19 protein-coding genes, 3 rRNA genes and 1 riboswitch are annotated in these 26,238 nt (G+C 67.8%); of the genes, 17 read left to right on the top strand and 5 right to left on the bottom strand.

Annotation, left to right across the window (positions count from 1 at the left end; translation table 11 throughout):
• Nucleotides 1-65 precede the first annotated feature (65 nt).
• A complete protein-coding gene (locus tag BSL84_RS05550; RefSeq protein ID WP_030029535.1) occupies nucleotides 66-515 on the bottom strand; it encodes a PTS sugar transporter subunit IIA in 450 nt (149 codons plus the stop codon).
• A gap of 732 nt (nucleotides 516-1,247) precedes the next feature.
• Here BSL84_RS05550 and BSL84_RS05540 point away from each other — a divergent pair.
• From BSL84_RS05540 to BSL84_RS05480, 13 genes are all read left to right on the top strand, one after another.
• Nucleotides 1,248-2,771 (top strand): 16S ribosomal RNA (locus BSL84_RS05540).
• Nucleotides 2,772-3,055: 284 nt separating this feature from the next.
• Nucleotides 3,056-6,175: ribosomal RNA gene (locus BSL84_RS05535) — 23S ribosomal RNA — on the top strand.
• Nucleotides 6,176-6,254: 79 nt separating this feature from the next.
• Nucleotides 6,255-6,371 (top strand): 5S ribosomal RNA (gene rrf / locus BSL84_RS05530).
• The 16S, 23S and 5S rRNA genes sit together here, the layout of an rRNA operon.
• Nucleotides 6,372-6,510: 139 nt before the next feature.
• Entirely contained in the window at nucleotides 6,511-7,101 is a 591-nt protein-coding gene (locus BSL84_RS05525) for a CDP-alcohol phosphatidyltransferase family protein (protein WP_030036195.1), read from the top strand.
• Between the two features lie 100 nt (nucleotides 7,102-7,201).
• Entirely contained in the window at nucleotides 7,202-9,697 is a 2,496-nt protein-coding gene (locus BSL84_RS05520) for a mannose-1-phosphate guanyltransferase (RefSeq protein WP_030036197.1), read from the top strand.
• Nucleotides 9,698-9,821: 124 nt separating this feature from the next.
• The gene (locus tag BSL84_RS05515; RefSeq protein WP_107069652.1) at nucleotides 9,822-10,730 is read left to right on the top strand and encodes a DUF881 domain-containing protein; all 909 of its coding nucleotides are present in this window, start codon (nucleotides 9,822-9,824) and stop codon (nucleotides 10,728-10,730) included.
• Nucleotides 10,727-11,059: a small basic family protein gene (locus BSL84_RS05510; RefSeq protein WP_007262894.1), complete on the top strand. Its 333-nt coding sequence runs from the start codon at nucleotides 10,727-10,729 to the stop codon at nucleotides 11,057-11,059. The genes BSL84_RS05515 and BSL84_RS05510 overlap by 4 nt, the downstream gene beginning before the upstream one ends.
• Nucleotides 11,059-11,874 (top strand): DUF881 domain-containing protein, encoded by an 816-nt coding sequence (locus BSL84_RS05505; protein ID WP_420718777.1) that lies wholly within the window; start codon nucleotides 11,059-11,061, stop codon nucleotides 11,872-11,874. The genes BSL84_RS05510 and BSL84_RS05505 overlap by 1 nt, the downstream gene beginning before the upstream one ends.
• 82 nt (nucleotides 11,875-11,956) lie before the next feature.
• Nucleotides 11,957-12,895 (top strand): FHA domain-containing protein, encoded by a 939-nt coding sequence (locus BSL84_RS05500; protein WP_075971990.1) that lies wholly within the window; start codon nucleotides 11,957-11,959, stop codon nucleotides 12,893-12,895.
• A gap of 42 nt (nucleotides 12,896-12,937) precedes the next feature.
• Complete coding sequence (locus tag BSL84_RS05495) at nucleotides 12,938-13,708, top strand: MerR family transcriptional regulator (protein WP_075969935.1); 771 nt, start codon at nucleotides 12,938-12,940, stop codon at nucleotides 13,706-13,708.
• Nucleotides 13,709-13,771: 63 nt separating this feature from the next.
• The gene (locus BSL84_RS05490; protein ID WP_007262890.1) at nucleotides 13,772-14,245 is read left to right on the top strand and encodes a bifunctional nuclease family protein; all 474 of its coding nucleotides are present in this window, start codon (nucleotides 13,772-13,774) and stop codon (nucleotides 14,243-14,245) included.
• A 181-nt stretch (nucleotides 14,246-14,426) separates the two neighbouring features.
• Nucleotides 14,427-15,065: a MerR family transcriptional regulator gene (locus tag BSL84_RS05485; RefSeq protein ID WP_075969934.1), complete on the top strand. Its 639-nt coding sequence runs from the start codon at nucleotides 14,427-14,429 to the stop codon at nucleotides 15,063-15,065.
• A gap of 59 nt (nucleotides 15,066-15,124) precedes the next feature.
• On the top strand, nucleotides 15,125-16,555 hold the full coding sequence (locus BSL84_RS05480; RefSeq protein ID WP_075969933.1) for a DNA polymerase IV: 1,431 nt from the start codon (nucleotides 15,125-15,127) through the stop codon (nucleotides 16,553-16,555).
• Between the two features lie 23 nt (nucleotides 16,556-16,578).
• Here BSL84_RS05480 and BSL84_RS05475 read toward each other — a convergent pair whose 3' ends face one another.
• Complete coding sequence (locus BSL84_RS05475) at nucleotides 16,579-16,944, bottom strand: PRC-barrel domain-containing protein (protein WP_030036211.1); 366 nt, start codon at nucleotides 16,942-16,944, stop codon at nucleotides 16,579-16,581.
• A 112-nt stretch (nucleotides 16,945-17,056) separates the two neighbouring features.
• Nucleotides 17,057-17,155, top strand: a riboswitch (glycine riboswitch).
• 200 nt (nucleotides 17,156-17,355) lie between these two features.
• Between BSL84_RS05475 and gcvP the strand changes: the two genes are divergently transcribed.
• Nucleotides 17,356-20,241, top strand: coding sequence for an aminomethyl-transferring glycine dehydrogenase (gene gcvP, locus BSL84_RS05470; RefSeq protein ID WP_030036213.1), 2,886 nt, complete (start codon nucleotides 17,356-17,358; stop codon nucleotides 20,239-20,241).
• A gap of 108 nt (nucleotides 20,242-20,349) precedes the next feature.
• Here gcvP and BSL84_RS05465 read toward each other — a convergent pair whose 3' ends face one another.
• Entirely contained in the window at nucleotides 20,350-20,538 is a 189-nt protein-coding gene (locus tag BSL84_RS05465) for a DUF5999 family protein (protein ID WP_030009772.1), read from the bottom strand.
• Between the two features lie 261 nt (nucleotides 20,539-20,799).
• Complete coding sequence (locus BSL84_RS05460) at nucleotides 20,800-21,420, bottom strand: hypothetical protein (RefSeq protein WP_030036215.1); 621 nt, start codon at nucleotides 21,418-21,420, stop codon at nucleotides 20,800-20,802.
• Between the two features lie 495 nt (nucleotides 21,421-21,915).
• Here BSL84_RS05460 and BSL84_RS05455 point away from each other — a divergent pair, with 495 nt between their 5' ends.
• From BSL84_RS05455 to BSL84_RS05445, 3 genes are all read left to right on the top strand, one after another.
• A complete protein-coding gene (locus BSL84_RS05455) occupies nucleotides 21,916-23,448 on the top strand; it encodes a glutamate-cysteine ligase family protein (protein WP_045322754.1) in 1,533 nt (510 codons plus the stop codon).
• Nucleotides 23,449-23,583: 135 nt separating this feature from the next.
• Nucleotides 23,584-24,384 (top strand): CPBP family intramembrane glutamic endopeptidase, encoded by an 801-nt coding sequence (locus BSL84_RS05450; RefSeq protein ID WP_199816203.1) that lies wholly within the window; start codon nucleotides 23,584-23,586, stop codon nucleotides 24,382-24,384.
• 93 nt (nucleotides 24,385-24,477) lie between these two features.
• Nucleotides 24,478-25,197 carry a hypothetical protein gene (locus BSL84_RS05445; protein WP_030036221.1) on the top strand — a complete coding sequence of 240 codons (720 nt, stop codon included), beginning with the start codon at nucleotides 24,478-24,480 and terminating at the stop codon, nucleotides 25,195-25,197.
• Nucleotides 25,198-25,284: 87 nt separating this feature from the next.
• Here the strand turns inward: BSL84_RS05445 and BSL84_RS05440 are convergent, their stop codons facing one another.
• A complete protein-coding gene (locus tag BSL84_RS05440) occupies nucleotides 25,285-26,106 on the bottom strand; it encodes a PhzF family phenazine biosynthesis protein (protein WP_075969930.1) in 822 nt (273 codons plus the stop codon).
• Nucleotides 26,107-26,238: the final 132 nt, after the last annotated feature.

The raw sequence follows: 26,238 nt of genomic DNA, 5'->3' as shown, positions 1-26,238 counted from the left end.
TCCGATTGAGCGGCGGCCCTGGCCGCCGCGGTGGATGTCCGTCGCGCCCCTACGGGGCGGAAGGCTCACTGCCAGCTGAAGAGAACCTCGTCGGCCTTCACGTCGCCGGACTCGACGACGCCGGACAGGGACTCGGCCGTCGCTTCGAGTGCCACGACGGGGCAGATCGGGGACTTGCCGTTGGCCTCGACGGCAGCGGGGTTCCAGCGGATGACTGCCTGGCCGCGGGTCACGGTGTCGCCCTTGTTCACGAGCAGCTCGAAGCCCTCGCCGTTGAGCTGGACCGTGTCGATGCCGAGGTGCGTGAGCACACCGTGGCCCTCGCCGTCGACGACGACGTAGGCGTGCGGGTGGAGGGACACGACCACACCGTCGACGGGGGACACCGCCTCCGAGGGCTCGCGCACGGGATCGATGGCGGTGCCCGGTCCCACCATCGCGCCGGAGAACACCGGGTCCGGTACTGCCGCGAGTCCGATGGCGCGCCCGGCGAGTGGGGACGTCACGCTGGTCATGAGGGGCCTCCCAGGGGTGGGGCTCTTGTGTCGCCGTCACAGCCTGTTGCGAACGGCGTACTCTTCAGAAGGATATGTCACTGGATGTGGCGGTTAGTCCGATGTAGGTACCGATCCGGACGGGGTCCTTCGGCACGGAGACTAGTGGACTAGACCGGTGGACTAGACCATACGCCTGAATCGATTTGCTTGGGCACCCCCCGGCCTGTACTGTCGTGACTCCCGCCAGGACGCCCCGCGTGAACATCTCGCGAACGGCAGATGGACGGGAACCCTCCTCTTCAGCTTCGACCTCGATCTCTACCCCTCATTTGTATGCCCATTCGGGAATGCGGCGAGTGGTCAGGGAGAGGGAAGTTCGCTGATAGAGTCGGAATCGCCGGAAAGGGAAACGCGAAAGCGGGAACCCTGGAAAGCACCGAGGAAATCGGGCCCGAAAGAGTCTGATAGAGTCGGAAACGCAAGACAGCAGAACGAAAGCCCGGAGGAAAACCCGCGAGGGTGAGTACGAAGGAAGCGTCCGTTCCTTGAGAACTCAACAGCGTGCCAAAAATCAACGCCAGAAGTTGATACCCCGTCCACTTCGGTGGATGAGGTTCCTTTGAAAAAGTCCTGTCGGGCCTTCGGGCACTGGCAGGCGACAAACACAGCGAGGACGTTGTGGCGCGTCGGTCTTATTCCGACATGATGCGCCCGCTCTTTCGTGCGTGTGCACCCGATCACGGGTAAACATTCATGGAGAGTTTGATCCTGGCTCAGGACGAACGCTGGCGGCGTGCTTAACACATGCAAGTCGAACGATGAAGCCCTTCGGGGTGGATTAGTGGCGAACGGGTGAGTAACACGTGGGCAATCTGCCCTTCACTCTGGGACAAGCCCTGGAAACGGGGTCTAATACCGGATACGACTGCGGAAGGCATCTTCCGTGGTGGAAAGCTCCGGCGGTGAAGGATGAGCCCGCGGCCTATCAGCTTGTTGGTGGGGTAATGGCCTACCAAGGCGACGACGGGTAGCCGGCCTGAGAGGGCGACCGGCCACACTGGGACTGAGACACGGCCCAGACTCCTACGGGAGGCAGCAGTGGGGAATATTGCACAATGGGCGAAAGCCTGATGCAGCGACGCCGCGTGAGGGATGACGGCCTTCGGGTTGTAAACCTCTTTCAGTAGGGAAGAAGCGAAAGTGACGGTACCTGCAGAAGAAGCGCCGGCTAACTACGTGCCAGCAGCCGCGGTAATACGTAGGGCGCAAGCGTTGTCCGGAATTATTGGGCGTAAAGAGCTCGTAGGCGGCTTGTCACGTCGGATGTGAAAGCCCGAGGCTTAACCTCGGGTCTGCATTCGATACGGGCTAGCTAGAGTGTGGTAGGGGAGATCGGAATTCCTGGTGTAGCGGTGAAATGCGCAGATATCAGGAGGAACACCGGTGGCGAAGGCGGATCTCTGGGCCATTACTGACGCTGAGGAGCGAAAGCGTGGGGAGCGAACAGGATTAGATACCCTGGTAGTCCACGCCGTAAACGTTGGGAACTAGGTGTTGGCGACATTCCACGTCGTCGGTGCCGCAGCTAACGCATTAAGTTCCCCGCCTGGGGAGTACGGCCGCAAGGCTAAAACTCAAAGGAATTGACGGGGGCCCGCACAAGCGGCGGAGCATGTGGCTTAATTCGACGCAACGCGAAGAACCTTACCAAGGCTTGACATATACCGGAAAGCATTAGAGATAGTGCCCCCCTTGTGGTCGGTATACAGGTGGTGCATGGCTGTCGTCAGCTCGTGTCGTGAGATGTTGGGTTAAGTCCCGCAACGAGCGCAACCCTTGTCCTGTGTTGCCAGCATGCCCTTCGGGGTGATGGGGACTCACAGGAGACCGCCGGGGTCAACTCGGAGGAAGGTGGGGACGACGTCAAGTCATCATGCCCCTTATGTCTTGGGCTGCACACGTGCTACAATGGCCGGTACAATGAGCTGCGATACCGTGAGGTGGAGCGAATCTCAAAAAGCCGGTCTCAGTTCGGATTGGGGTCTGCAACTCGACCCCATGAAGTCGGAGTCGCTAGTAATCGCAGATCAGCATTGCTGCGGTGAATACGTTCCCGGGCCTTGTACACACCGCCCGTCACGTCACGAAAGTCGGTAACACCCGAAGCCGGTGGCCCAACCCTTGTGGAGGGAGCTGTCGAAGGTGGGACTGGCGATTGGGACGAAGTCGTAACAAGGTAGCCGTACCGGAAGGTGCGGCTGGATCACCTCCTTTCTAAGGAGCACAGTACCGATTGCAGACAAACGTTCTGCACGGTCAGCTCATGGGTGGAACGTTGATTAGTTGGCACGGTCATGAGAGTCCTTCACCAGTACTGCTTCGGCGTGGAACGTGACGAGATCTCAAGTGATCGTGCTTGGCACGTTGTTGGGTCCTGAAGGTACGGCCGTGAGGTTGATGTCTTCAGTGCCGGCCCCAGTGAACTCGCCAGGTTGTCTGGTGGGGTGATGGGTGGCTGGTCGTTGTTTGAGAACTACACAGTGGACGCGAGCATCTGTGGCCAAGTTTTTAAGGGCGCACGGTGGATGCCTTGGCACCAGGAACCGATGAAGGACGTGAGAGGCCGCGATAGGCCCCGGGGAGCTGCCAACTGAGCTTTGATCCGGGGGTGTCCGAATGGGGAAACCCGGCAGTCGTCATGGGCTGTCACCCACTGCTGAACACATAGGCAGTGTGGAGGGAACGAGGGGAAGTGAAACATCTCAGTACCCTCAGGAAGAGAAAACAACCGTGATTCCGGGAGTAGTGGCGAGCGAAACCGGATGAGGCCAAACCGTATGCGTGTGATACCCGGCAGGGGTTGCGCATGCGGGGTTGTGGGAATGAGCTTTCACAGTCTGCCGGCTGTGAGGCGAGTCAGAAACCGTTGATGTAGTCGAAGGACATGCGAAAGGTCCGGCGTAGAGGGTAAGACCCCCGTAGACGAAACATCAGCGGCTTGCTTGCTCATCTCCCAAGTAGCACGGGGCCCGAGAAATCCCGTGTGAATCTGGCGGGACCACCCGCTAAGCCTAAATATTCCCTGGTGACCGATAGCGGATAGTACCGTGAGGGAATGGTGAAAAGTACCGCGGGAGCGGAGTGAAATAGTACCTGAAACCGTGTGCCTACAAGCCGTGGGAGCGTCGGATGCAGCTTGCTGTATCTCGTGACTGCGTGCCTTTTGAAGAATGAGCCTGCGAGTTAGCGGTGTGTAGCGAGGTTAACCCGTGTGGGGAAGCCGTAGCGAAAGCGAGTCCGAACAGGGCGATTGAGTTGCACGCTCTAGACCCGAAGCGGAGTGATCTAGCCATGGGCAGGTTGAAGCGGAGGTAAGACTTCGTGGAGGACCGAACCCACCAGGGTTGAAAACCTGGGGGATGACCTGTGGTTAGGGGTGAAAGGCCAATCAAACTCCGTGATAGCTGGTTCTCCCCGAAATGCATTTAGGTGCAGCGTCGTGTGTTTCTTGCCGGAGGTAGAGCACTGGATAGGCGATGGGCCCTACCGGGTTACTGACCTTAGCCAAACTCCGAATGCCGGTAAGTGAGAGCACGGCAGTGAGACTGTGGGGGATAAGCTCCATGGTCGAGAGGGAAACAGCCCAGAGCATCGACTAAGGCCCCTAAGCGTACGCTAAGTGGGAAAGGATGTGGAGTCGCAGAGACAACCAGGAGGTTGGCTTAGAAGCAGCCACCCTTGAAAGAGTGCGTAATAGCTCACTGGTCAAGTGATTCCGCGCCGACAATGTAGCGGGGCTCAAGCGTACCGCCGAAGTCGTGTCATTGCAGCAATACTCCCAACGGAGGCTGTGATGGGTAGGGGAGCGTCGTGTGCCGGGTGAAGCAGCAGCGGAAGCTAGTTGTGGACGGTTCACGAGTGAGAATGCAGGCATGAGTAGCGATACACACGTGAGAAACGTGTGCGCCGATTGACTAAGGGTTCCTGGGTCAAGCTGATCTGCCCAGGGTAAGTCGGGACCTAAGGCGAGGCCGACAGGCGTAGTCGATGGACAACCGGTTGATATTCCGGTACCCGCTTTGAAACGCCCAATATCGAATCAGGCGATGCTAAGTCCGTGAAGCCGTCCTGGATCCTTCGGGTGAAGGGAAGTGGTGGAGCCGACGAACCAGACTTGTAGTAGGTAAGCGATGGGGTGACGCAGGAAGGTAGTCCAGCCCGGGCGGTGGTTGTCCCGGGGTAAGGGTGTAGGCCGAGGGGTAGGCAAATCCGTCCCTCATACAAGGCTGAGACCTGATGCCGAGCCGATTGTGGTGAAGTGGATGATCCTATGCTGTCGAGAAAAGCCTCTAGCGAGTTTCATGGCGGCCCGTACCCTAAACCGACTCAGGTGGTCAGGTAGAGAATACCGAGGCGTTCGGGTGAACTATGGTTAAGGAACTCGGCAAAATGCCCCCGTAACTTCGGGAGAAGGGGGGCCATTCCTGGTGATCGGATTTACTCCGTGAGCTGGGGGTGGCCGCAGAGACCAGCGAGAAGCGACTGTTTACTAAAAACACAGGTCCGTGCGAAGCCGTAAGGCGATGTATACGGACTGACGCCTGCCCGGTGCTGGAACGTTAAGGGGACCGGTTAGTGACCTTTCGGGGTTGCGAAGCTGAGAACTTAAGCGCCAGTAAACGGCGGTGGTAACTATAACCATCCTAAGGTAGCGAAATTCCTTGTCGGGTAAGTTCCGACCTGCACGAATGGCGTAACGACTTCTCGACTGTCTCAACCATAGGCCCGGTGAAATTGCACTACGAGTAAAGATGCTCGTTTCGCGCAGCAGGACGGAAAGACCCCGGGACCTTTACTACAGTTTGATATTGGTGTTCGGTTCGGCTTGTGTAGGATAGGTGGGAGACTTTGAAGCCCCAACGCCAGTTGGGGTGGAGTCGACGTTGAAATACCACTCTGGTCGTGCTGGATGTCTAACCTCGGTCCGTGATCCGGATCAGGGACAGTGTCTGATGGGTAGTTTAACTGGGGCGGTTGCCTCCCAAAGGGTAACGGAGGCGCCCAAAGGTTCCCTCAGCCTGGTTGGCAATCAGGTGTTGAGTGTAAGTGCACAAGGGAGCTTGACTGTGAGACCGACGGGTCGAGCAGGGACGAAAGTCGGGACTAGTGATCCGGCGGTGGCTTGTGGAAGCGCCGTCGCTCAACGGATAAAAGGTACCCCGGGGATAACAGGCTGATCTTCCCCAAGAGTCCATATCGACGGGATGGTTTGGCACCTCGATGTCGGCTCGTCGCATCCTGGGGCTGGAGTCGGTCCCAAGGGTTGGGCTGTTCGCCCATTAAAGCGGTACGCGAGCTGGGTTTAGAACGTCGTGAGACAGTTCGGTCCCTATCCGCTGTGCGCGTAGGAATATTGAGAAGGGCTGTCCCTAGTACGAGAGGACCGGGACGGACGAACCTCTGGTGTGCCAGTTGTCCTGCCAAGGGCATGGCTGGTTGGCTACGTTCGGGAGGGATAACCGCTGAAAGCATCTAAGCGGGAAGCCTGCTTCAAGATGAGTATTCCCACCTCCTTGAGAGGGTAAGGCTCCCAGTAGACGACTGGGTTGATAGGCCAGATGTGGAAGCCCGGTAACGGGTGGAGCTGACTGGTACTAATAGGCCGAGGGCTTGTCCTCAGTTGCTCGCGTCCACTGTGTTAGTTCTGAAATAACGAACGGCTGTGAGAACACCAGCATGTTCAGAATTTCATAGTGTTTCGGTGGTCATAGCGTTAGGGAAACGCCCGGTTACATTCCGAACCCGGAAGCTAAGCCTTTCAGCGCCGATGGTACTGCAGGGGGGACCCTGTGGGAGAGTAGGACGCCGCCGAACAATCATTGTGGGAAAGCCCCGCACCAGCCCGTTCAGGGTTCGGTGCGGGGCTTTTCCGCGTTCCGGACACCTGTCCGGTCTCCTGTAGGGTCAGGGGGCATCGAACGACCATTTCTACCGTCACAGTGGAGGCCCCCGGGTGGAGGTCCAGGAGACTCGGGTTCAGACTGACCGAATTTTCACCATCCCCAACATCCTGAGCATGGCTCGCCTCGCCGGCGTGCCCCTGTTCCTGTGGCTGATCCTCGCCGAGTACGACGGGTGGGCCCTGGCCGTCCTCATGCTCAGCGGGATCAGCGACTACCTCGACGGGAAGCTCGCCCGGCGCTGGAATCAGATCAGCAGGCTCGGCCGGCTCCTGGATCCGGCCGCGGACCGCCTCTACATCCTGTCGACGCTGTTCGGTCTGACCTATCGCGAGATCCTGCCGCTGTGGCTCACCGGAGCGCTCCTCGCACGCGAGCTGATGCTGCTGGTCATGGTGTGGATCCTGCGCCGCCACGGATATCCGCCGCCGCAGGTCAACTTCCTCGGCAAGGCCGCGACCTTCAACCTGATGTACGCCTTCCCGTTGCTCCTGCTCAGTGACGGAAGCGGCTGGTTGGCCTGGTTGGCGTCAGTTTTCGGATGGGCGTTCGCCGGATGGGGTACAACCCTCTATTGGTGGGCAGGAATCCTATACGTGGTTCAAGTCCGCCGACTGGTGAAGGCTGACGCCACGGCCGATTGAGCCCGCCCGACGTCGGATGACGCGGAGGAGTCGCGAAGTCGCCGAACGAGGCGGGTGGGAGTCGGCACGACTGTCATCTCTCAAGGAGGACTCTTCCGACATGAAGGCCGTCGTGATGGCCGGTGGCGAGGGCACCCGCCTTCGTCCCATGACCTCAAGCATGCCCAAGCCGCTCCTGCCGGTGGCGAACCGCCCGATCATGGAGCACGTGCTCAGGCTGCTCAAGCGGCACGGGCTCAACGAGACCGTGGTCACCGTGCAATTCCTGGCGTCACTCGTCAAGAACTACTTCGGTGACGGCGAAGAACTCGGCATGGAGCTCACCTATGCCAATGAGGAAAAGCCACTCGGGACCGCCGGCAGCGTGAAGAACGCCGAGGAGGCCTTGAAGGATGACGCCTTCGTCGTCATTTCAGGCGATGCGCTGACCGACTTCGACCTCACCGACCTCATCCGCTTCCACAAGGAGAAGGGCGCACTCGTCACGGTGTGCCTCACCCGGGTCCCGAATCCGCTGGAATTCGGTATCACCATCGTGGACGAGGAAGGCAAGGTCGAGCGCTTCCTGGAGAAGCCGACCTGGGGACAGGTGTTCTCGGACACCGTCAACACCGGCATCTACGTCATGGAACCCGAGGTCTTCGACTACGTCGACCCGGACGTCTCGGTCGACTGGTCCAGCGACGTCTTCCCCCAGCTGATGAAGGAAGGCCGGCCCATCTACGGCTACGTGGCCGAGGGCTACTGGGAGGACGTGGGCACCCACGAGAGCTACGTCAAGGCACAGGCCGACGTACTCGAAGGCAAGGTCGAGGTCGAGATGGACGGCTTCGAGATCTCGCCGGGCGTATGGGTCGCCGAAGGAGCCGAGGTCAGCCCGGACGCCGTGCTGCGAGGCCCGCTCTACATCGGGGACTACGCCAAGATCGAGGCCGGTGTCGAGATCCGCGAGCACACCGTCGTCGGGTCCAACGTCGTCGTCAAGAGCGGCGCCTTCCTCCACCGGGCCGTCGTCCACGACAACGTGTACATCGGCCCCCACAGCAACCTCCGCGGCTGCGTCATCGGCAAGAACACCGACATCATGCGCGCGGCACGGATCGAGGACGGAGCCGTCATCGGCGACGAGTGCCTCGTCGGTGAGGAATCGATCGTCCAGGGGAACGTACGCGTCTACCCGTTCAAGACGATCGAGGCCGGCGCGTTCGTCAACACCTCCGTCATCTGGGAATCCCGCGGACAGGCCCACCTCTTCGGCGCGCGCGGAGTCTCCGGGATCCTCAACGTCGAGATCACCCCCGAACTCGTCGTCCGGCTGGCCGGCGCCTACGCCACCACCCTGAAGAAGGGCGCGATCGTCACCACGGCCCGCGACCACTCCCGCGGCGCCCGAGCCCTCAAACGGGCCGTGATCTCGGCACTCCAGGCCAGCGCGATCAACGTACGGGACCTGGAGAACGTACCGCTGCCCGTGGCTCGGCAGCAGACCGCGCGAGGCAGCGCCGGCGGGATCGTCCTGCGGACCTCGCCCGGAGTGCCCGACTCCGTCGACATCATGTTCCTCGACGAACGCGGTGCGGACCTCTCCCTCCAACAGCAGCGCAAGCTGGACCGCGTGTACGCGCGCCAGGAGTACCGGCGCGCGTTCCCCGGCGAGATCGGCGACCTCCAGTTCCCCGGCAGCGTCTTCGACGCGTACACCGGCTCGCTGCTGCGGCGGGTGGACACCACGGGTGTCGCCGACGCCGGGCTCAAAGTCGTCGTCGACGCCACCAACGGCAGCGCCGGCCTCGTCATGCCGAGCCTCCTGGGCCGGCTCGGCGTGGACGCCCTGACGATCAACCCCGGTCTCGACGAATCCAGGCCGACGGAGAGCGCCGAGTCCCGGCGGGCCGGCCTGGTGCGGCTGGGCGAGATCGTCGCCTCGGCGCGGGCGGCCTTCGGAGTTCGCTTCGACCCGGTGGGTGAGCGCATCTCCCTCGTCGACGAGCGCGGGCGGATCATCGAGGACGACCGGGCGCTGCTCGTCATGCTCGACCTGGTGGCCGCGGAGAAGCGCAGCGGCAAGGTGGCGCTCCCCGTCACCACGACACGCGTCGCCGAACAGGTGGCCGCCTACCACGGCACGCAGGTGGAGTGGACGACGACCTCGCCCGACGACCTGACCCGGGTCGGACGGGCCGAGAACACCATCTTCGGCGGCGACGGCCGGGGCGGCTTCATCGTTCCGGAGTTCGCCAGCGTCTTCGACGGCACGGCGGCGTTCGTGCAGCTGCTCGGATTGGTGGCGCGCACCCAGCTCACCCTGAGCCAGATCGACGCCCGGATCCCGCGGGCACACGTGCTCAAGCGGGACGTGCCGACGCCGTGGGCGGTGAAGGGGCTCGTCATGCGGCGGGTCGTGGAAGCGGCCGGAGACCGGCAGGTGGACACCACCGACGGGGTGCGCGTGGTCGAGGCCGACGGACGGTGGGCGCTGGTCCTGCCCGACCCGGCGGAGGCCGTCACGCACCTGTGGGCGGAAGGCCCCGACGACACCTCCGCGCAGGCCCTGCTCGACGAGTGGGCCGCCGTGGTGGACGGCGCCGGGCACTGAAGGGCACGGCCGCGCTGACGTAGGCGGCCGGCACAGGCGGAAAATCCGGTGGGCGGGGACGCGGCGGTACCGTCCCGGCCCACCGGATGGACGCATTGGATGTGCGCGGCGCCGACATGCGACGATGTGCGGCATGTCGCAGCAGCCCCACAACCGGACTCCGGCGTCTTCCGTGCCGACGCGCCCGGACGCCTCCATGTCGCTGCTGACCCACGTGATGGACCACAGCCTCGACGAGGGCTACGCCGAGGCGTCGGCCCGGCGCGAGGCCGACGGAACGGCCGGCCTGCCGCGCACCCTCAAGGCCAAGCTGGCACTGGCCGCCGGCCTGGTCCTCGCCGCCATGGTCGTCACACTCGGCGCGGCCGAGGCACGCGTGGACGCGCCGGTGCTCGCCAAGGAGCGCCAGGAACTGATCGACCGGGTGCAGCGCGCGGACGAGCGCGCGGACGCCCTGGAGCAGACCATCGACCGGCTGCGCACAGATGTCGCCGCGCGTCAGCGCGCCGCCCTCAAGCAGCCCGGCGGGAGCCAGGGCGAGCTGGTCTCGATGCTGTCCGGAGCCACCGAGGTCCGCGGGCCCGGGATCAAGCTGGTCGTGGACGACGCGAAGGGCTCCTCCACGGGCGACGGCGGAAAACCGCGCGAGAGCAGTGGCTTCTCGGACACCGGACGGCTCCGCGACCGTGACATGCAGAAGATCGTGAACGGGCTGTGGCAGTCCGGCGCCGAGGCGATCTCGATCAACGGGCAGCGGCTGACGGAGCTGTCGGCGATCCGAGCCGCGGGTGACGCGATACTGGTCGACAACCGGCCGCTGGTGCCGCCGTACGAAGTGCTGGCGGTGGGGGACAAGAAGCGGCTCGGCCCGGCCTTCCAGGACTCGGCGGACGGCCAGTACCTGCGCGTGCTGCAGGAGAGCTACGGGATCCGCTACACCCTGTCCGCGGCCGACGAGCTCCGGCTGCCGCCGGCGTCGAGCCTGATCGTACGAACAGCCACAGCAGCAGAGCAGCAGAAGGGTGCATCGTGATCGCGGTACTGGGCCTCTTGGCCGGAGTGGTGGTCGGACTTCTGGTCCGGCCCGAAGTACCGGCCGTGGTGGAGCCTTATCTGCCCATCGCCGTGGTGGCGGCGCTGGACGCGGTGTTCGGCGGTCTGCGCGCCATGCTGGACGGCATCTTCGTGGACAAGGTCTTCGTCGTGTCCTTCCTGTCGAACGTCGTCGTGGCCGCGCTGATCGTCTTCCTCGGCGACAAGCTGGGCGTCGGCTCGCAGCTGTCCACCGGTGTGGTCGTCGTCCTCGGCATCCGGATCTTCTCCAACGCCGCGGCCATCCGCCGGCACGTGTTCCGGGCGTGATGGGAATGAGCGCGAACCACACCCCGCCCGAGGAACCGAACGTCCCGGAACAGCCTCTTGAAGAGGGAAAGGCACAGGCCGCGCCTCCTGCCGAGGAGACCGGCCGGCAGCGGCTCGCCGCCGGACTGTGGCCGCCGCGGGTCAGCAGGGCCCAACTGATCGTCGCACTGCTGCTGTTCGTCCTCGGGCTGGGGCTGGCCATCCAGGTCCGCTCGAACAGCGACTCCAGCGCGCTGCGCGGAGCCCGGCAGGAGGACCTCGTACGGATCCTCGACGAGCTCGACGGCCGGACCAAGCGGCTGGAGGACGAGAAGCAGCGGCTGGAGGACCAGCGGCGGGAGCTGGAGAGCAGCTCCAACCAGGCGGAGGAGGCCCGCAAGCAGACCGTGGAGAAGGAACGTCAACTCGGCATCCTGGCCGGTACCGTGGCGGCACAGGGGCCGGGCATCACGCTGAAGATCACCGATCCCACCGGGCAGGTGCAGTCCGACCAGCTGCTGGACACCCTCCAGGAACTGCGGGCCGCCGGGGCCGAGGCGATCCAGATCAACGGGGTGCGCATCGTGGCGGGCTCGTACTTCTCGGACGAGAACGGCGGGGTCGCAATCGACGGGAAGAAGATCACACAACCGTACGAGTTCAAGGTGATCGGGAAGCCGCAGGACCTGGAGCCGGCGCTCAACATCCCCGGCGGTGTCGTCCAGACGTTGGAGAAGGAACAGGCCACGGTCGCCGTCACACGGTCGGCGAAGATCGTTGTGGATGCCTTGCGGGCTGCGAAGCAGCCTGACTACGCTCGGTCGTCATCGGGATGAAGCGGAGTGGAGGGTGGAACGGCACACGCGGGCCGACGCCTGCGGGGGGTCGCCGCACCGAAGTTGCGGTGCGTGGTGGAAACTGTCTGGTGGTTACGGACGTTGTGAGAATGTCCGGGTCGGCAGGTGTCTGCATTCGGAGTTCGTCCTGCCCCACGGGCGGGTCTGTTTCAGTCAAGGGGAATCGCCCGTGAAGTTGTTTGAGAAGTTGTTCGGCAAGAAGAGCCGCGAGGAGAGCGGCGCGGCCAGGCATCGCGCCGGCGGCGCGGAGGGGCAGGGTGACCGGCCGCTGTTCCGTGACGAGGTCGCCGGTGCGGGTGAGGTTCCCGGTGCCCCCGGCGCGTCGTCTGTTGACCCCGCCGGTACCGGCCGCATAGGTTTCGGTGAACCATCAACCTCAAGTACGGGTGGAGGGTTTGCCCCCGACCCGTACGCCACGAATGCCTCCGCGGGGCAGCCGCGGCGCGAGGAGCCGTCCATGTCGGCCGAGCAGGTGTGCAGCAGGTGCGGACACCGCAGCGATGCGGCCAGCCGGTTCTGCTCCAACTGCGGAGCGCCGCTGCGGGCGGGCCTGACGCCGGAGCGTGCCTCGGAGACCACGTCCACCATCTCGATCTCGGGCCTGGAGGCCTACGAGGCCGAGGTGTCGGGCCAGACGCACGCGTCGTCCTCGCTGTCCCCCGAGGCCCAGGCCGCGGTGGAGGCGCTTCCGCCCGGTTCCGCCCTGCTCATCGTGCGGCGCGGCCCCAACTCCGGCAGCCGCTTCCTGCTGGACGGCGAACTGACCACGGCCGGCCGGCACCCGCAGAGCGACATCTTCCTGGACGACGTCACCGTCTCCCGGCGCCATGTCGAGTTCCGCAGGAGCCAGGACGGCGGTTTCACCGTGGCCGATGTCGGCAGCCTCAACGGCACGTACGTCAACCGTGAGCCGATCGACTCCGTCGCCCTGCACAACGGCGACGAGGTGCAGATCGGCAAGTACCGGCTGGTCTTCTACGCGAGCCTGCGGGGCGTCTGACCTCCCCCGGACCCGGTCCGGGGGCACCCGAGGGAAGGTCCCATGCTGCGCAATCCGACAGGCGGCGCCGGCAACGGCTGCGCCGGCTCGGCCGGGCGGCTGGTGAGCATCGGCACGGTGCTCACCACGCTGCGTGACGAGTTCCCCGAAGTCACGATCTCTAAGATCCGATTCCTGGAGGCGGAGGGGCTGGTCGAGCCCCGGCGCACACCTTCCGGATACCGCAAGTTCAGTACGGAGGACGTGGAGCGCCTCGCCCGGATCCTGCGCCTGCAGCGTGATCACTACCTGCCGCTGAAGGTCATCCGCGAGCAGCTCGACGCGCTCGCACGCGGTGAGCAGATCCGCATCCCCGCGCCCGCGGCGCAGGGCGGCGCCGCCGACCCGTCCGATCCCGCCGGTCCCGCCGCCGTCCACGGTGAGGCGGGACAGGAGCGGCCTCCCGCGGCCCGTGTGGGGCGGGCGGAGCTCCTCGCGGCCCTCGGCGTGGACGAAAGCCAGCTGGTCGAGTGGGAGTCGTACGGGCTGCTCGCCGAGGCGCCGGGCGGCGGATTCGACGCCGACGCGGTCACGGTCGCCCGGCTCGTGGCCGACCTGGGGCGTTTCGGACTGGAGCCGCGGCACCTGCGCGCGATGAAGGCGGCGGCCGATCGCGAGGCGGGGCTGGTGGAGCAGGTCGTGGCACCCCTGCGCCGGCACCGCAACCCGCAGACCAGGGCCCATGCCGAGGCCACGGTGAAGGAGCTCGCGGGGCTGTCCGTGAGGCTGCACGAAGCCCTGGTGCAGACCGCTCTCGGCGTCCGGTTGCGCTGACGGTGCCGGTCGGGGTGGAGCCCCGACTACCCAAACCTGCCGAGCAGGTCCTAGGGTTGCTGTGTGAACGAGCTCGACGTTGTGGGTGTCCGGGTGGAAATGCCCTCCAACCAACCGATCGTGCTCCTGCGTGAAGTGGGAGGCGACCGGTACCTCCCCATCTGGATCGGTCCGGGGGAGGCTACGGCCATCGCCTTCGCCCAGCAGGGGATGGCGCCTGCCCGGCCGCTGACGCACGACCTCTTCAAGGACGTGCTGGAGGCGGTCGGTGAGGAGCTCACCGAGGTCCGGATCACGGATCTGCGGGAGGGCGTCTTCTACGCGGAGCTCGTCTTCGCCAGCGGGGTCGAGGTGAGCGCGCGGCCGTCGGACGCCATAGCGCTCGCCCTGCGGACGGGTACGCCGATCTACGGCAGTGACGGCGTCCTGGACGACGCCGGAATCGCCATCCCGGACGAGCAGGAGGACGAGGTGGAGAAGTTCCGCGAGTTCCTCGACCAGATCTCGCCCGAGGACTTCGGCACCGGCCCACAGTGAGGTGCCGGCCGCGGTATTCACGGTGGCTCCGGAGCCCATTCGAGCACCCCTTCCCCGCGAACGGACACGGGAAACCACTCTCAGGGTGATTATCACTCGGCGTGCCGAGTGTGGCGATCGTTGACGCACCCCTGGTGACTGCCTACCTTCGAGGTGGGCAGGTCAAGGACGGAGGGTCGGCGTGAGGATCACGGGCGACGGTACGACCGGGGGCACCCCCGTACGGAGTGGGACCGGGCCGTACCCGCTGCACGGTGGTGGGGTCGGGTCCGCGCGGCGTCAGCCGGAGTCGACGCCGGTCCAGCCGGTGGGTGGGGAGCCGGCGCCCGAGCAGATCGGCTATCGCGGTCCGACGGCGTGCGCCGCGGCCGGCATCACCTACCGGCAGCTCGACTACTGGGCGCGCACCGGGCTGGTGGAGCCCAGCGTGCGCGCCGCCTACGGATCGGGGACGCAGCGGCTCTACAGCTTCCGCGACGTCGTGATCCTCAAGATCGTCAAGCGCTTCCTGGACACCGGTGTGGCGCTGCAGAACATCCGCACCGCGGTGCAGCACCTCCACGACCGCGAGCTCGCGGACCTTGAGCGGATGACCCTCATGAGCGACGGCGCCAGCGTGTACGAGTGCACCTCGCCGGACCAGGTCGTGAGCCTCCTCCAGGGCGGGCAGGGCGTCTTCGGCATCGCCGTGGGCGTGGTGTGGCGCGACGTGGAGAGCGCGCTGTCCCAGCTGCACGGGGAGCGGGTGGACACCGGCGAGACCCTGGTCGGGCACAACCCGACCGACGAGCTGGCGGCCCGCCGCAACCGCGCCGTCTGACCGCGCGGACCCCGGCCATGGCCACGGCTTTGTCAGTGGGGTAGGGCAGCATCGGAGCTGTGAGAGCCGCTCCGACCATCCTGCACCTGGACATGGACGCCTTCTACGCCTCCGTCGAGCAGGCGTCGAAGCCGAGCCTGCGCGGCAAGGCCGTCATCGTCGGCGGCCTCGGGCCGCGCGGGGTCGTCGCCACCGCCTCGTACGAGGCCAGGCGGTTCGGGGTGCACTCGGCGATGCCGATGGGCCAGGCGCGCAGGCTCTGCCCGAACGGCGCCTACCTGATCCCGCGCTTCACGCTCTACCGGCAGGTCAGCGACATCGTGATGGGCATGCTGCGGGAACTGTCGCCGCTGGTGGAGCCGCTCAGCCTGGACGAGGCCTTCGTGGACCTGGAGGCGGGCGGCGTGGCCTTCGCCTCGGACTCCGCACGGGCCGCGGGCGAGCGCCTGCGGGCCGCTATCCGGGCGGCCACGGGACTCAGCGGGTCCGTGGGACTGGCCGGGTCGAAGATGCTGGCCAAGGTGGCCTCCGAGGAGGCCAAGCCGGCCGGGCTGCTGCTGATCGAGCCGGGCACCGAGCGGGAACTGCTCGCGCCGATGTCCGTACGGACCCTGCCCGGGGTCGGGCCGGCCACGGGGGAACACCTGCGCCGCGCCGGGATCACCACCGTGGGGGAGCTGGTGGAGGCCGGGGAGGACGAGCTGGTCCGGATGGTCGGCCGCGCCCACGGCCTGGGGCTGTACCGGATGGCCATGGGGCTCGACGACCGGCCGGTGGTCGCCGAGCGGGACGCGAAGTCGGTGTCGGTCGAGGACACCTTCGACGTGGACCTCCACGACCGCGTGCGGATCCGCGGCGAGGTGCAGCGGCTCGCCGACCGGTGCGTGCAGCGGCTGCGGGGCTCCCGGCACTCGGGCCGCACGATCGTGCTCAAGGTGCGGCGCTACGACTTCTCCACCCTGACGCGGTCCGAGACCCTGCGCGGACCCACGGACGATCCGGCGGTGGTGCGGGAGGCCGCCGCGCGGCTGCTGGAGGCCGTGGACACCACGGGCGGGGTGCGGCTGCTGGGTGTGGGGGTGACGGGCCTCGCCGACTACACGCAGGAGGACCTGTTCGCGCAGTCGTACGCACCGGAGGCGGCGGACGAGGACCGCCATGCGGCCGGCACCCCCGGCACAGGCGGTACGGCCGGGGCGGCGGAGCCCGAGGGCGCCGACGGGGGCACGGCGCCCCTGGAGGGGCCGGAGGGGCCGGAGCGGCCCGGAGGGGCGCAAGGGGCTCCGGAGCGGCGCTGGACGGCCGGGAGCGACGTACGGCACGTCTCGTACGGACCGGGGTGGGTGCAGGGGAGCGGGGTCGGGCGGGTGACCGTGCGGTTCGAGCAGCCCGGCTCGGAGCCCGGCCGGGTGCGCACCTTCCGGGTGGACGATCCCGACCTGGAACCGTCCGACCCGCTGCCGCTGGTGGGGGAGCCGTCGCCGTCGTAGGCAGGCCGGCCCGGGGCCGGGGCTCAGCCCTCGTCGCCCGCGAGGCGGCCGAAGTCGCGGTGGAAGTCGGACGGCAGGGTCGTGTCCAGGCCGTAGTGGTGGTAGAGCTGGAGTTCCTGCTCGGGAGAGAGGTGGCGGCCCACGCCGAAGTCCGGTGCGTCCTTGATGAGGGAGCGTTCGAAGGGGACCCGCAGGGTGTCGCCGACCATCTCGCTCGGCTCCAGCGGGACGAAGGCGTCCCGGCTGAACAGGCCGGTGCGGACGGCCGCCCATTCCGGGACGCCCGTGGCATCGTCGAGGTAGACCTCGTCGATGGTGCCGATCTTGGCACCGTTACGGTCGAACGCCTTGCGGCCGATCAGGCTGCGCGGATCGATGTCGGTCTGCACGGTCCCTCCAAATGGTCGCAACTGCTCCGTAATGACTACAGAAGTGCATTTCCCCACAGGAGGCCACTCGGGGAGTCTCTTGTACCCCGCTGGTAGTCTGGATGAAGGCTGTCGACCCTGTGCGGGAGAGTCCTCCGAATGAGCAAGCCGGAGGCGCCGAAGGAGCAAATCCTCCCCGGAATCTCTCAGGCATACGTACCGCACGGACGAGGCCACTCTGGAAAGCAGGGGCGGTACCGGGCGCGCTGTGCCGGTCCTCCCCTCACCGACGGTGAAAGCCGGACTGCCCGCGGGAGACCCCCGCGACGTCGTCCGGTGAAACTCTCAGGTTGAGATGACAGAGGGGGAGGCCGTCCGGGTGCCCGCGCCGTGGTGCCCCTCGCAGGTCATACGACCAGGAGGCCTCCGTACATGACCGCCAACCGCATTCCGCTCTCCCAGCTGGAGCGAGGCATCCCCTTCGAACAGCGCCACATCGGCCCGGATGCCGAGGCGCAGGCGAAGATGCTCGCCCAGGTGGGCTACGGCTCCCTGGACGAACTGACCGCCGCCGCGGTCCCGGATGTGATCAAGACCGCCGACGCGCTCGACCTGCCCGAGGCGCGGACCGAGGCCGAGGTGCTGGCCGAGCTGCGCTCGCTCGCCGACCGCAACCAGGTCCTCACCTCCATGATCGGCCTCGGCTACTACGGGACCTTCACCCCGCCGGTGATCCTGCGCAACGTCATGGAGAACCCGGCCTGGTACACGGCGTACACGCCCTACCAGCCGGAGATCTCGCAGGGCCGCCTCGAAGCCCTGCTGAACTTCCAGACCGTGGTCGCCGACCTCACCGGCCTGCCGACCTCGGGCGCCTCGCTCCTCGACGAGGGCACCGCGGCCGCCGAGGCCATGACGCTGGCCCGCCGCGTGGGCAAGGTCAAGGGCAACGTCTTCCTCGTCGACGCCGACGCCCTGCCGCAGACCGTCGCCGTCATCGAGACCCGCGCCGAGCCGATCGGCATCGAGGTCGTCGTCGCGGACCTCTCCGACGGCATCCCCGCCGACATCGCCGAGCGCGGCGTCTACGGCGTCCTGATCCAGTACCCGGGTGCCTCCGGCGCCGTCCGGGACATCAAGCCGGTCATCGACCAGGCGCACGAGCTCGGCGCGATCGTCACCGTCTCCGCCGACCTGCTCGCCCTGACCCTGCTGAAGTCCCCCGGCGCCCTCGGCGCGGACATCGCGGTGGGCACCACCCAGCGCTTCGGCGTCCCGATGGGCTTCGGCGGCCCGCACGCCGGCTACATGGCCGTCCAGGACAAGCACGCCCGCTCGCTGCCCGGCCGGCTCGTCGGCGTCTCGGTGGACGCGGACGGCAACAAGGCCTACCGCCTGGCGCTGCAGACCCGCGAGCAGCACATCCGCCGCGAGAAGGCCACCAGCAACATCTGCACCGCGCAGGTCCTGCTCGCCGTCATGGCCGGCATGTACGCCGTCTACCACGGCCCGGACGGCCTGCGCACGATCGCCGGCCGCACCCACCGCTACGCCACGCTGCTCGCGGCCGGTCTGCGGGCCGGCGGGGTGGAGACCGTACACGGCTCCTACTTCGACACCATCACGGTCCGCGTCCCCGGCCGCGCGGCCGACGTCGTCGCCGCCGCCCGCGAGGGCGGGGTCAACCTGCACCAGGTCGACGCCGACCTCGTCTCCATCAGCTGCGACGAGACCACCCTGCGCGCCGACATCGAGGCCGTCTGGGCCGCCTTCGGCGTCACCGCGGACATCGAGGCGCTCGACGGGACCACCGCGGACACCCTCCCCGAGGGCCTGCTGCGCTCGGACGCCTACCTGACGCACCCCGTCTTCCACCAGCACCGCTCCGAGACCGCGATGCTGCGCTACCTGCGCAAGCTCTCGGACAAGGACTACGCGCTGGACCGCGGCATGATCCCGCTGGGCTCCTGCACCATGAAGCTCAACGCGACCACCGAGATGGAGCCGGTGACCTGGCCCGAGTTCGGCCAGCTGCACCCCTTCGCCCCGGTGGAGCAGGCAGAGGGCTACCTCACGCTCATCAACGAGCTGGAGGAACGACTCTGCGAGGTCACCGGCTACGACAAGGTCTCCATCCAGCCGAACGCCGGCTCGCAGGGTGAGCTCGCCGGTCTGCTGGCCGTGCGCGCCTACCACCGTGCGAACGGCGACGAGCAGCGCACCATCTGCCTCATCCCGTCCTCCGCGCACGGCACCAACGCCGCCAGCGCCGTCATGGCCGGTATGAAGGTCGTCGTCGTCAAGACCGCCGACGACGGCGAGGTGGACGCGGACGACCTGCGCGCCAAGATCGAGCAGTACCGCGACGAGCTCGCCGTGCTGATGATCACCTACCCCTCCACGCACGGTGTGTTCGAGGAGCACGTCGCCGACATCTGCGCCCAGGTCCACGAGGCCGGCGGCCAGGTCTACGTCGACGGCGCCAACCTCAACGCCCTGGTGGGACTCGCCAAGCCGGGCCACTTCGGCGGCGACGTCTCGCATCTGAACCTGCACAAGACCTTCTGCATCCCGCACGGCGGCGGCGGTCCGGGCGTCGGCCCGGTCGGCGTCCGGGCCCACCTGGCCCCGTACCTGCCGAACCACCCGCTGCAGCCCACCGCCGGCCCCGAGACCGGCGTCGGCCCGATCTCGGCCGCCCCGTGGGGTTCGGCCGGCATCCTGCCGATCTCCTGGTCGTACGTGCGCCTCATGGGCGGCGAAGGCCTCAAGCGCGCCACCCAGGTGGCGGTGCTCGGCGCCAACTACATCGCCAAGCGCCTGGAGCCGCACTACCCGGTGCTCTACACCGGCCCGGGCAACCTGGTCGCGCACGAGTGCATCATCGACCTGCGCCCGCTGTCGAAGACCACGGGCGTCAGCGTGGACGACATCGCCAAGCGCCTGATCGACTACGGCTTCCACGCTCCGACGATGTCCTTCCCGGTCGCCGGCACGCTCATGATCGAGCCGACGGAGTCCGAGGACCTCGCCGAGATCGACCGCTTCTGCGACGCGATGATCGCCATCCGCGCCGAGATCGAGCGGGTCGCGGGCGGCGAATGGCCGGCCGACGACAACCCCCTCGCCAACGCCCCGCACACCGCGGCGGCGCTGGGCGGCGAGTGGAACCACCCCTACACCCGCGACGAGGCCGTCTTCCCGGGCGGGGTCAGCGCCGCGGAGAAGTACTGGCCGCCGGTGCGCCGCATCGACGGTGCGTTCGGCGACCGCAACCTGGTCTGCTCCTGCCCGCCGCTGGACGAGTACGACAACTGAGGCGGCTGCGCCTCTGAGGCCCGTCGTATGACGTGACGACGAAGGGGCCGGTCCGGGAGACCCTCCCGGACCGGCCCCTTCGCCATGTCGTACGACGGGCTTCGTCGCCTACGCCGCCGCGAGCGGGCGGTGCGGGGCGATGATCTGCCCGTCCGGCAGCAGCTCACCGGTGTCCTCGAAGAGCAGGACGCCGTTGCACAGCAGGCTCCAGCCCTGTTCCGGGTGGTTGGCCACGGGGCGCGCGGCTTCCCGGTCGGCGGATTCGGCAGACGGGCAGGCTGGCTGGTGCTGGCACATGGATGCGTTCTTTCGCTGCGGTGTGGTCTGTGTGCTACGGCTCGATACCTGGTTCATGGCCGTCCCCCTGGGTCATCCCCGCAGCAGCGGGGCGCTTGCCATCAGTGTTCCCCCACGACAGCCGCTTCGCAGGGATTTCCCGGCAGCTGTCCTCATGGAGTGATGACGCATCACTCGTGCGGGCGGTTCAGGCCAACTCCCCTGTCATTTCGGATGGTTCGCAGGTGGCCCGGGTGGGCTAGGCCGAATGGGTCAACCGGGTCAGGCGGCGGGCGCGGCCAGCGACGGAGGGACCGGCGCCGTCGCGGGAGTGAGCCGATGGGTCAGCACGGGCAGGAGTTCGCAGACCGGATGCGGCCGGTACGCGGCGATGCCGGGCGGGGCCGGAGCCAGCGGAATCAGCAGGTCCTCCCCGGCGGGCAGTCCGGCGGCGGCGTCCGCGCCCACCGCCCCGTGCAGCCACAGCGTCAGCATGTAGAGCTCCGGTACGGAGAGCAGCCGGGGCTGGTAACCGGTGCCCAGCGCCTCGGCCTGGCGCAGTGCACGCTCGGTGGCGCCCACGTAGGGGCCCTCGAAGAAGTGGGAGAAGGCCCAGCCGTCGGGCGTCAGCCGGGTGTCCGCCGCCGCGACGTGGCGGTCCCCGCTGCGGATCAGGAACCGCCATCCGACGAGCCGGGTGCGGGGCGGCCGGCCGGCGGACGCCAGGTCCGAGAGGTTCAGCCGGTCCAGGACATGGACGGGAAGGGGGAGTTCGGCGGTCAGCTGCCCCTGGAGCGCGCGCAGGGACGGAGTGTGCGCCTCATGCACGGCGGTGGGGGAGCCGAGTGCCGCGAGGACGCTGCGCAGGGCGGGTGCGGGGGCCGGGGGGACATGCAGCGGCATGGTGGGTCGCCTCTCACTTGGGAGACCTGTGGATCGGGGGCAGGTGCGGGACGGCGCTGTCGCATTCTGGGGCCAGAGGGGGGCCGAGGGGCAATGGCCGCGCGCCAACTCTCTGCCTCGTTTGCGGAGTTTATACGACATGTGTTCACGCAGTGTTTCGGCTAGCTGTCCCGCCTATTGCCGACAAGGGGCTTACCGGTCCCGCTGACATGGCATTCATGCCGGATGTGCGCGGACATGCCGCGCTGACCTCGGAGGTTACCGGAAGGGGGCTCGGCTGGAAAGCACCCGTTTCCAGTGGCGGGCAAATGCCACAGGGAATTTGCGTGAAGGGACTTGCCGGGTGAATGTGCCGAAGCGCCCTTCGGCCAACCCGGCGCGCGCTCCTCGCCACGCACGCCCCCGCCGCGTTATGGATCACGCTGCCGGGGCATCATCGACCGTAACGCGCGCCTGGGTGCTCCGGGGGCAGGCCCACTCAAGGAGGGACGCTTCATGGGGGAGAAGGTCGTGGCGGGCGGATTCGACCTGTCCGATCGGCAGCGGTACCGAAGGAAACTCCACGAGTGTCTGGAGGGACTGGAGCGACTTCTGGCGGAGAAGAGGTTCGATCGCCCCAAGAACATGATGGGGCTGGAGATCGAGTTGAATCTCGCGGGAAACGACGGGATGCCGCGAATGGTGAATGCCCAGGTGCTGGAGCGGATTGCCAGCCCTGATTTCCAGACCGAACTGGGAATGTTCAACCTGGAGGTGAACGTGCTGCCGCACCGGCTCGGCGGCCGCGTATTCGACCAGCTCGCCGAAGAACTCAGCGCGGGCCTGGGCTACGCCCACCGGCAGGCCGCCGAGATCGACGCCGGAGTGGTCATGATCGGGATCCTGCCGACGCTCTCCCGCGCGGACCTGGTTCCCGGCAACCTCTCGGCCGTGGACCGCTACTCCCTGCTGAACGAGCAGATCCTGATGATGCGCGGGGAGGACTTCACCCTCGACATCGACGGCGTCGAGCGGCTGATCTGGACGTCCGGGTCGATCGTGCCCGAGGCCGCCTGCACCTCCGTACAACTGCACCTCCAGGTGACGCCCGCCCGCTTCTCGGCCGTGTGGAACGCGGCGCAGGCGGTGACCGCGGCACAGATAGCCGTCGGCGCCAACTCGCCCTTCCTCTTCGGGCGCGAGCTGTGGCGGGAGTCGCGGCCGCCGCTGTTCACGCAGGCCACCGACACCCGGCCGCCGGAGCTGCAAGCGCAGGGGGTGCGGCCGCGTACCTGGTTCGGCGAGCGGTGGGTGGACTCGGCCTACGAGCTCTTCGCCGAGAACGTCCGCTACTTCCCCTCCCTGCTGCCGATATGCGACGAGGAGGAGCCCCTGCGGGTACTGGCCGGCGGTGGAGTGCCGAGCCTTCAGGAGCTGGTCCTGCACAACGGCACCGTCTACCGCTGGAACAGGCCCGTGTACGGAGTGGCGGACGGGGTGCCGCACCTGCGGGTGGAGAACCGGGTGCTGCCCGCCGGGCCGACGGTCACCGACGTCGTCGCGAACGCCGCCTTCTACTACGGGCTCGTCCGCACCCTCGCCGACGAGCCGCGCCCGGTGTGGACCCGGCTGCCCTTCGCCGAGGCGGAGGCCAACTTCGACGCGGCCTGCCGGTACGGGATCGACGCGCGCCTGCGCTGGCCGCGCCGGGGCCGGGCCGGCGGCCTGGTCAGCGTGCCGGCGGTACGGCTGGTCCTGGACGAACTGCTTCCGATGGCGGCGGCGGGCCTGGACGCCTGGGGCATCGAGCCCGCGGACCGGGACCACTACCTCGGCATCATCGAGGAGCGCTGCCGGCGGCGTGTGAACGGCGCGACGTGGCAGGTGGACACCTACCACCGGGCGCTGGCGGCGGGACTGAGCCGCGAGGAGGCGCTGGCCGCGACCACCCGGCGCTACAGCGAGCTCATGCACAAGGGCGACCCGGTGCACACCTGGCCCGTGGGACTGGCGGAGGAGGTGGACGCCGCGGTGCACGTCGCGCGCTGAGGCGCCGTGCCGCGCCCGGCACCCTCCCCGTGACCCCGCGCCCCGTGCTCCGTGGCCCGCCTCCGTGATCCGCCCGCGCGGCCGAGGAGGCAGTATGGGGTGGTCGCAACGGGATGGCAGGACGGGAGTCGGGGCGTGCGGGCTGAGCCGGAGCCGGTGTTCGTGGAGCTGGGCCAGGACGGGCGGCGGGGTCTCCTGCGCACCGAGACGCTGCTCGTCCTGGCCCTGTCGCTGGGCGCGAGCGGGCTGTCGGCCCTGATCAGCTTCGTCGGCTCGCTGACCAAGCCGGGCGGCCTGAAGGACCAGGCGGCGACCCTCAACGGCTCCTACGCCCCCGGCCGGCCGTGGCTGGACCTGGCCTGGCAGCTGTTCGGCATCGCGAGCGCGCTGGTCCCCGTACTGCTGGTGGCGCACCTGCTCACCCGCGAGGGCGCCCCCGGGCTGCGGGTGCTGGGCTTCGACCGGACCCGGCCGCTGTGGGACCTGGGCCGCGGGGCCCTCGTCGCGGCGGGCATCGGGAGCGCGGGCCTGGCCTTCTACCTGGGGACCCGGGCCGCCGGCTTCAACCTCACGGTGGTGCCGGAGGCCCTGCCCGACGTGTGGTGGAAGTTCCCCGTGCTGATCCTCTCCGCGATCCAGAACGCGGTCGTGGAAGAGGTCATCGTGCTGGCCTACCTGCTGCGCAGGCTCGGCCAGCTGGGCTGGTCACCGATGGCGGCGTTGGCCGCCAGCTCGCTGCTGCGCGGCTCCTACCACCTCTACCAGGGCATCGGCGGATTCATCGGCAACGTGGTGATGGGCGTCGTCTTCGTGCTGGCCTACCGCCGCTGGGGACGGGTCGGGCCGCTCGTCGCCGCGCACGCGCTGCTCGACATCGTCGCCTTCGGCGGGTACGCCCTCCTCGCGGGCAAGGTGGGCTGGCTGCCGACCCCGTGACGCACGTGGCACCCGATCGGCCCCGCAGGGCGTGGCCGCGGGCCGCACCGGTGCGACGCTGGGGGAAGTGAGGAGGCGCGTTCGGTGGCTGTCATGGACTCCCTGGTACCGTTCGCCCCGTTCCTGGTGCCCGTGGTCAGCGGCCTGGTGGGCGGGGCCAGCCTCCTCATCCGTGACCACCGCGAGGCGCGCAGCGCCGACCACCACTACCGCAGACGGCTGGAGAAGGCCCAGCTGGAGGTCCAGTTCATCACGGGCTGGATCCAGGCCAAGGAGCTGGCCCCCGCCGACGGCCCGAGCGGTGTACCCGTCCCCGACCCGGCCCCGGCACGCTGGCTGGACGACATCTACGCGTCGGTGCGCCGCGCCCGGGCGGACACGGGCGGCCGGCACCGGACCGGCCCCGTCTCGCTGCGGCGGCTGCTGCTGCTCGGCGAGCTGACCGGGCCGGCGAAGAGCATGCGGGTCGCGTACTGGATCGCGCTGCTCCTGTTCAACGCGGCGCTGGCGTGGTGGGTGAACGCCCTCGTCTCCGGCGTGCCGGGCTTCCTGCACGACGAGGGCGCCTCGGAGTCCGAGGAGATCGGCTCCTACCTGGGGCTGGCGGTCACCTTCTTCGTGATCTCGGCCGTGTTGTGGCTGTGGACGGTCCACCTGGGCGCGGCCGAGCCGGAGCAGATCTACCGCAAGCGCATCGACTCGGACGCCTGGCGGGAGAACGAGCGGAAGCGGCGCGCCGCGGCCGAGGCGAAGGCCGACGCCAGGGCCCGGTCGAGGAAGGCCCGCCGGGCGCGGAGCGGCCCCGGGAACTGACCGGCGTGTCCCGGGAACTGACCCGGCGTGCCTCCCGGCGGGGCGCCCGTACCCCGCGGCCTGCTCTGCCCGGTGCGTCCCGCCGCGTCAGGGCGCGGTGAGGAGCTCCCCGTCGACGACGGTGACGGCGTGGCCGGCCAGCAGGGTGCGGTCGCCGGCCAGGGTCACCCGTACCAGCCCCCGCCGGGCGCCGCCCTGGAGGCCGGTCAGTTCGGTGCGGCCCAGGCGCTGCGCCCAGAACGGGGCCAGCGCGGTGTGGGCGCTGCCGGTGACCGGGTCCTCGTCGATCCCGAAGGCGGGGAAGAAGCCCCGTGAGACGAAGTCGTAGCCGCGCGAGGGGTCCTCGGCCGCGGCCGTGACGATCACTCCCCGCCTGGCGAAGGCACGCAGGGCGCCGTGGTCCGGCTCCAGCTCGCGGACGGTCTTCTCGTCGGCCAGCTCGACGAGGAGGTCGCCGATGTGTGCGGCGGTGTCGTGGACGGAGAGGATCGGCGCTCCGCCGAGTGCGTGGCCCACGGCGGGCGGCGCCGGAACCGGCGTCAGCGAGGACGTGGGGAAGTCCATCGTGACCGTGCCGTCCGCGGCGGTCTCTGCCGTGAGGACGCCGCAGCGGGCGGAGAAGCGGATCCGGCCCTCGGCGAGGCCGGCTGTGGCCAGTACGTGCGCCGTCGCGAGCGTGGCGTGGCCGCACATGTCGACCTCCGCGGCCGGGGTGAACCAGCGCAGCGCCCAGTCGGCTTCCCCGCCGGGCGGCAGGGGGTGGGCGAAGGCGGTCTCGGAGAGGTTCACCTCGGACGCCACCTGCTGGAGCCAGGCGTCCGGGGGGAATCCGCCCTGGAGGAGCAGGACTCCGGCGGGGTTGCCGTGGAAGGGGCGGTCGGTGAAGGCGTCGACGATTCGGATGCGCATGGACCGACGGTAGGACCGTTTCCTGATCATCGACAAAGGCCAATCCGGGGTGACTGGCCCTGTTCGAGGCTGTTCGGTGAAGTAGTTTCCGATATATCGTTGACGCATCGCGACCGCTCATCGATAGTGGGT

This window comes from Streptomyces sp. TN58 (assembly GCF_001941845.1).
Taxonomy (GTDB): Bacteria; Actinomycetota; Actinomycetes; order Streptomycetales; family Streptomycetaceae; genus Streptomyces.
Note: the sequence above shows the minus strand (reverse complement) of the source record. Positions and strands in the feature narration are given on the sequence as shown.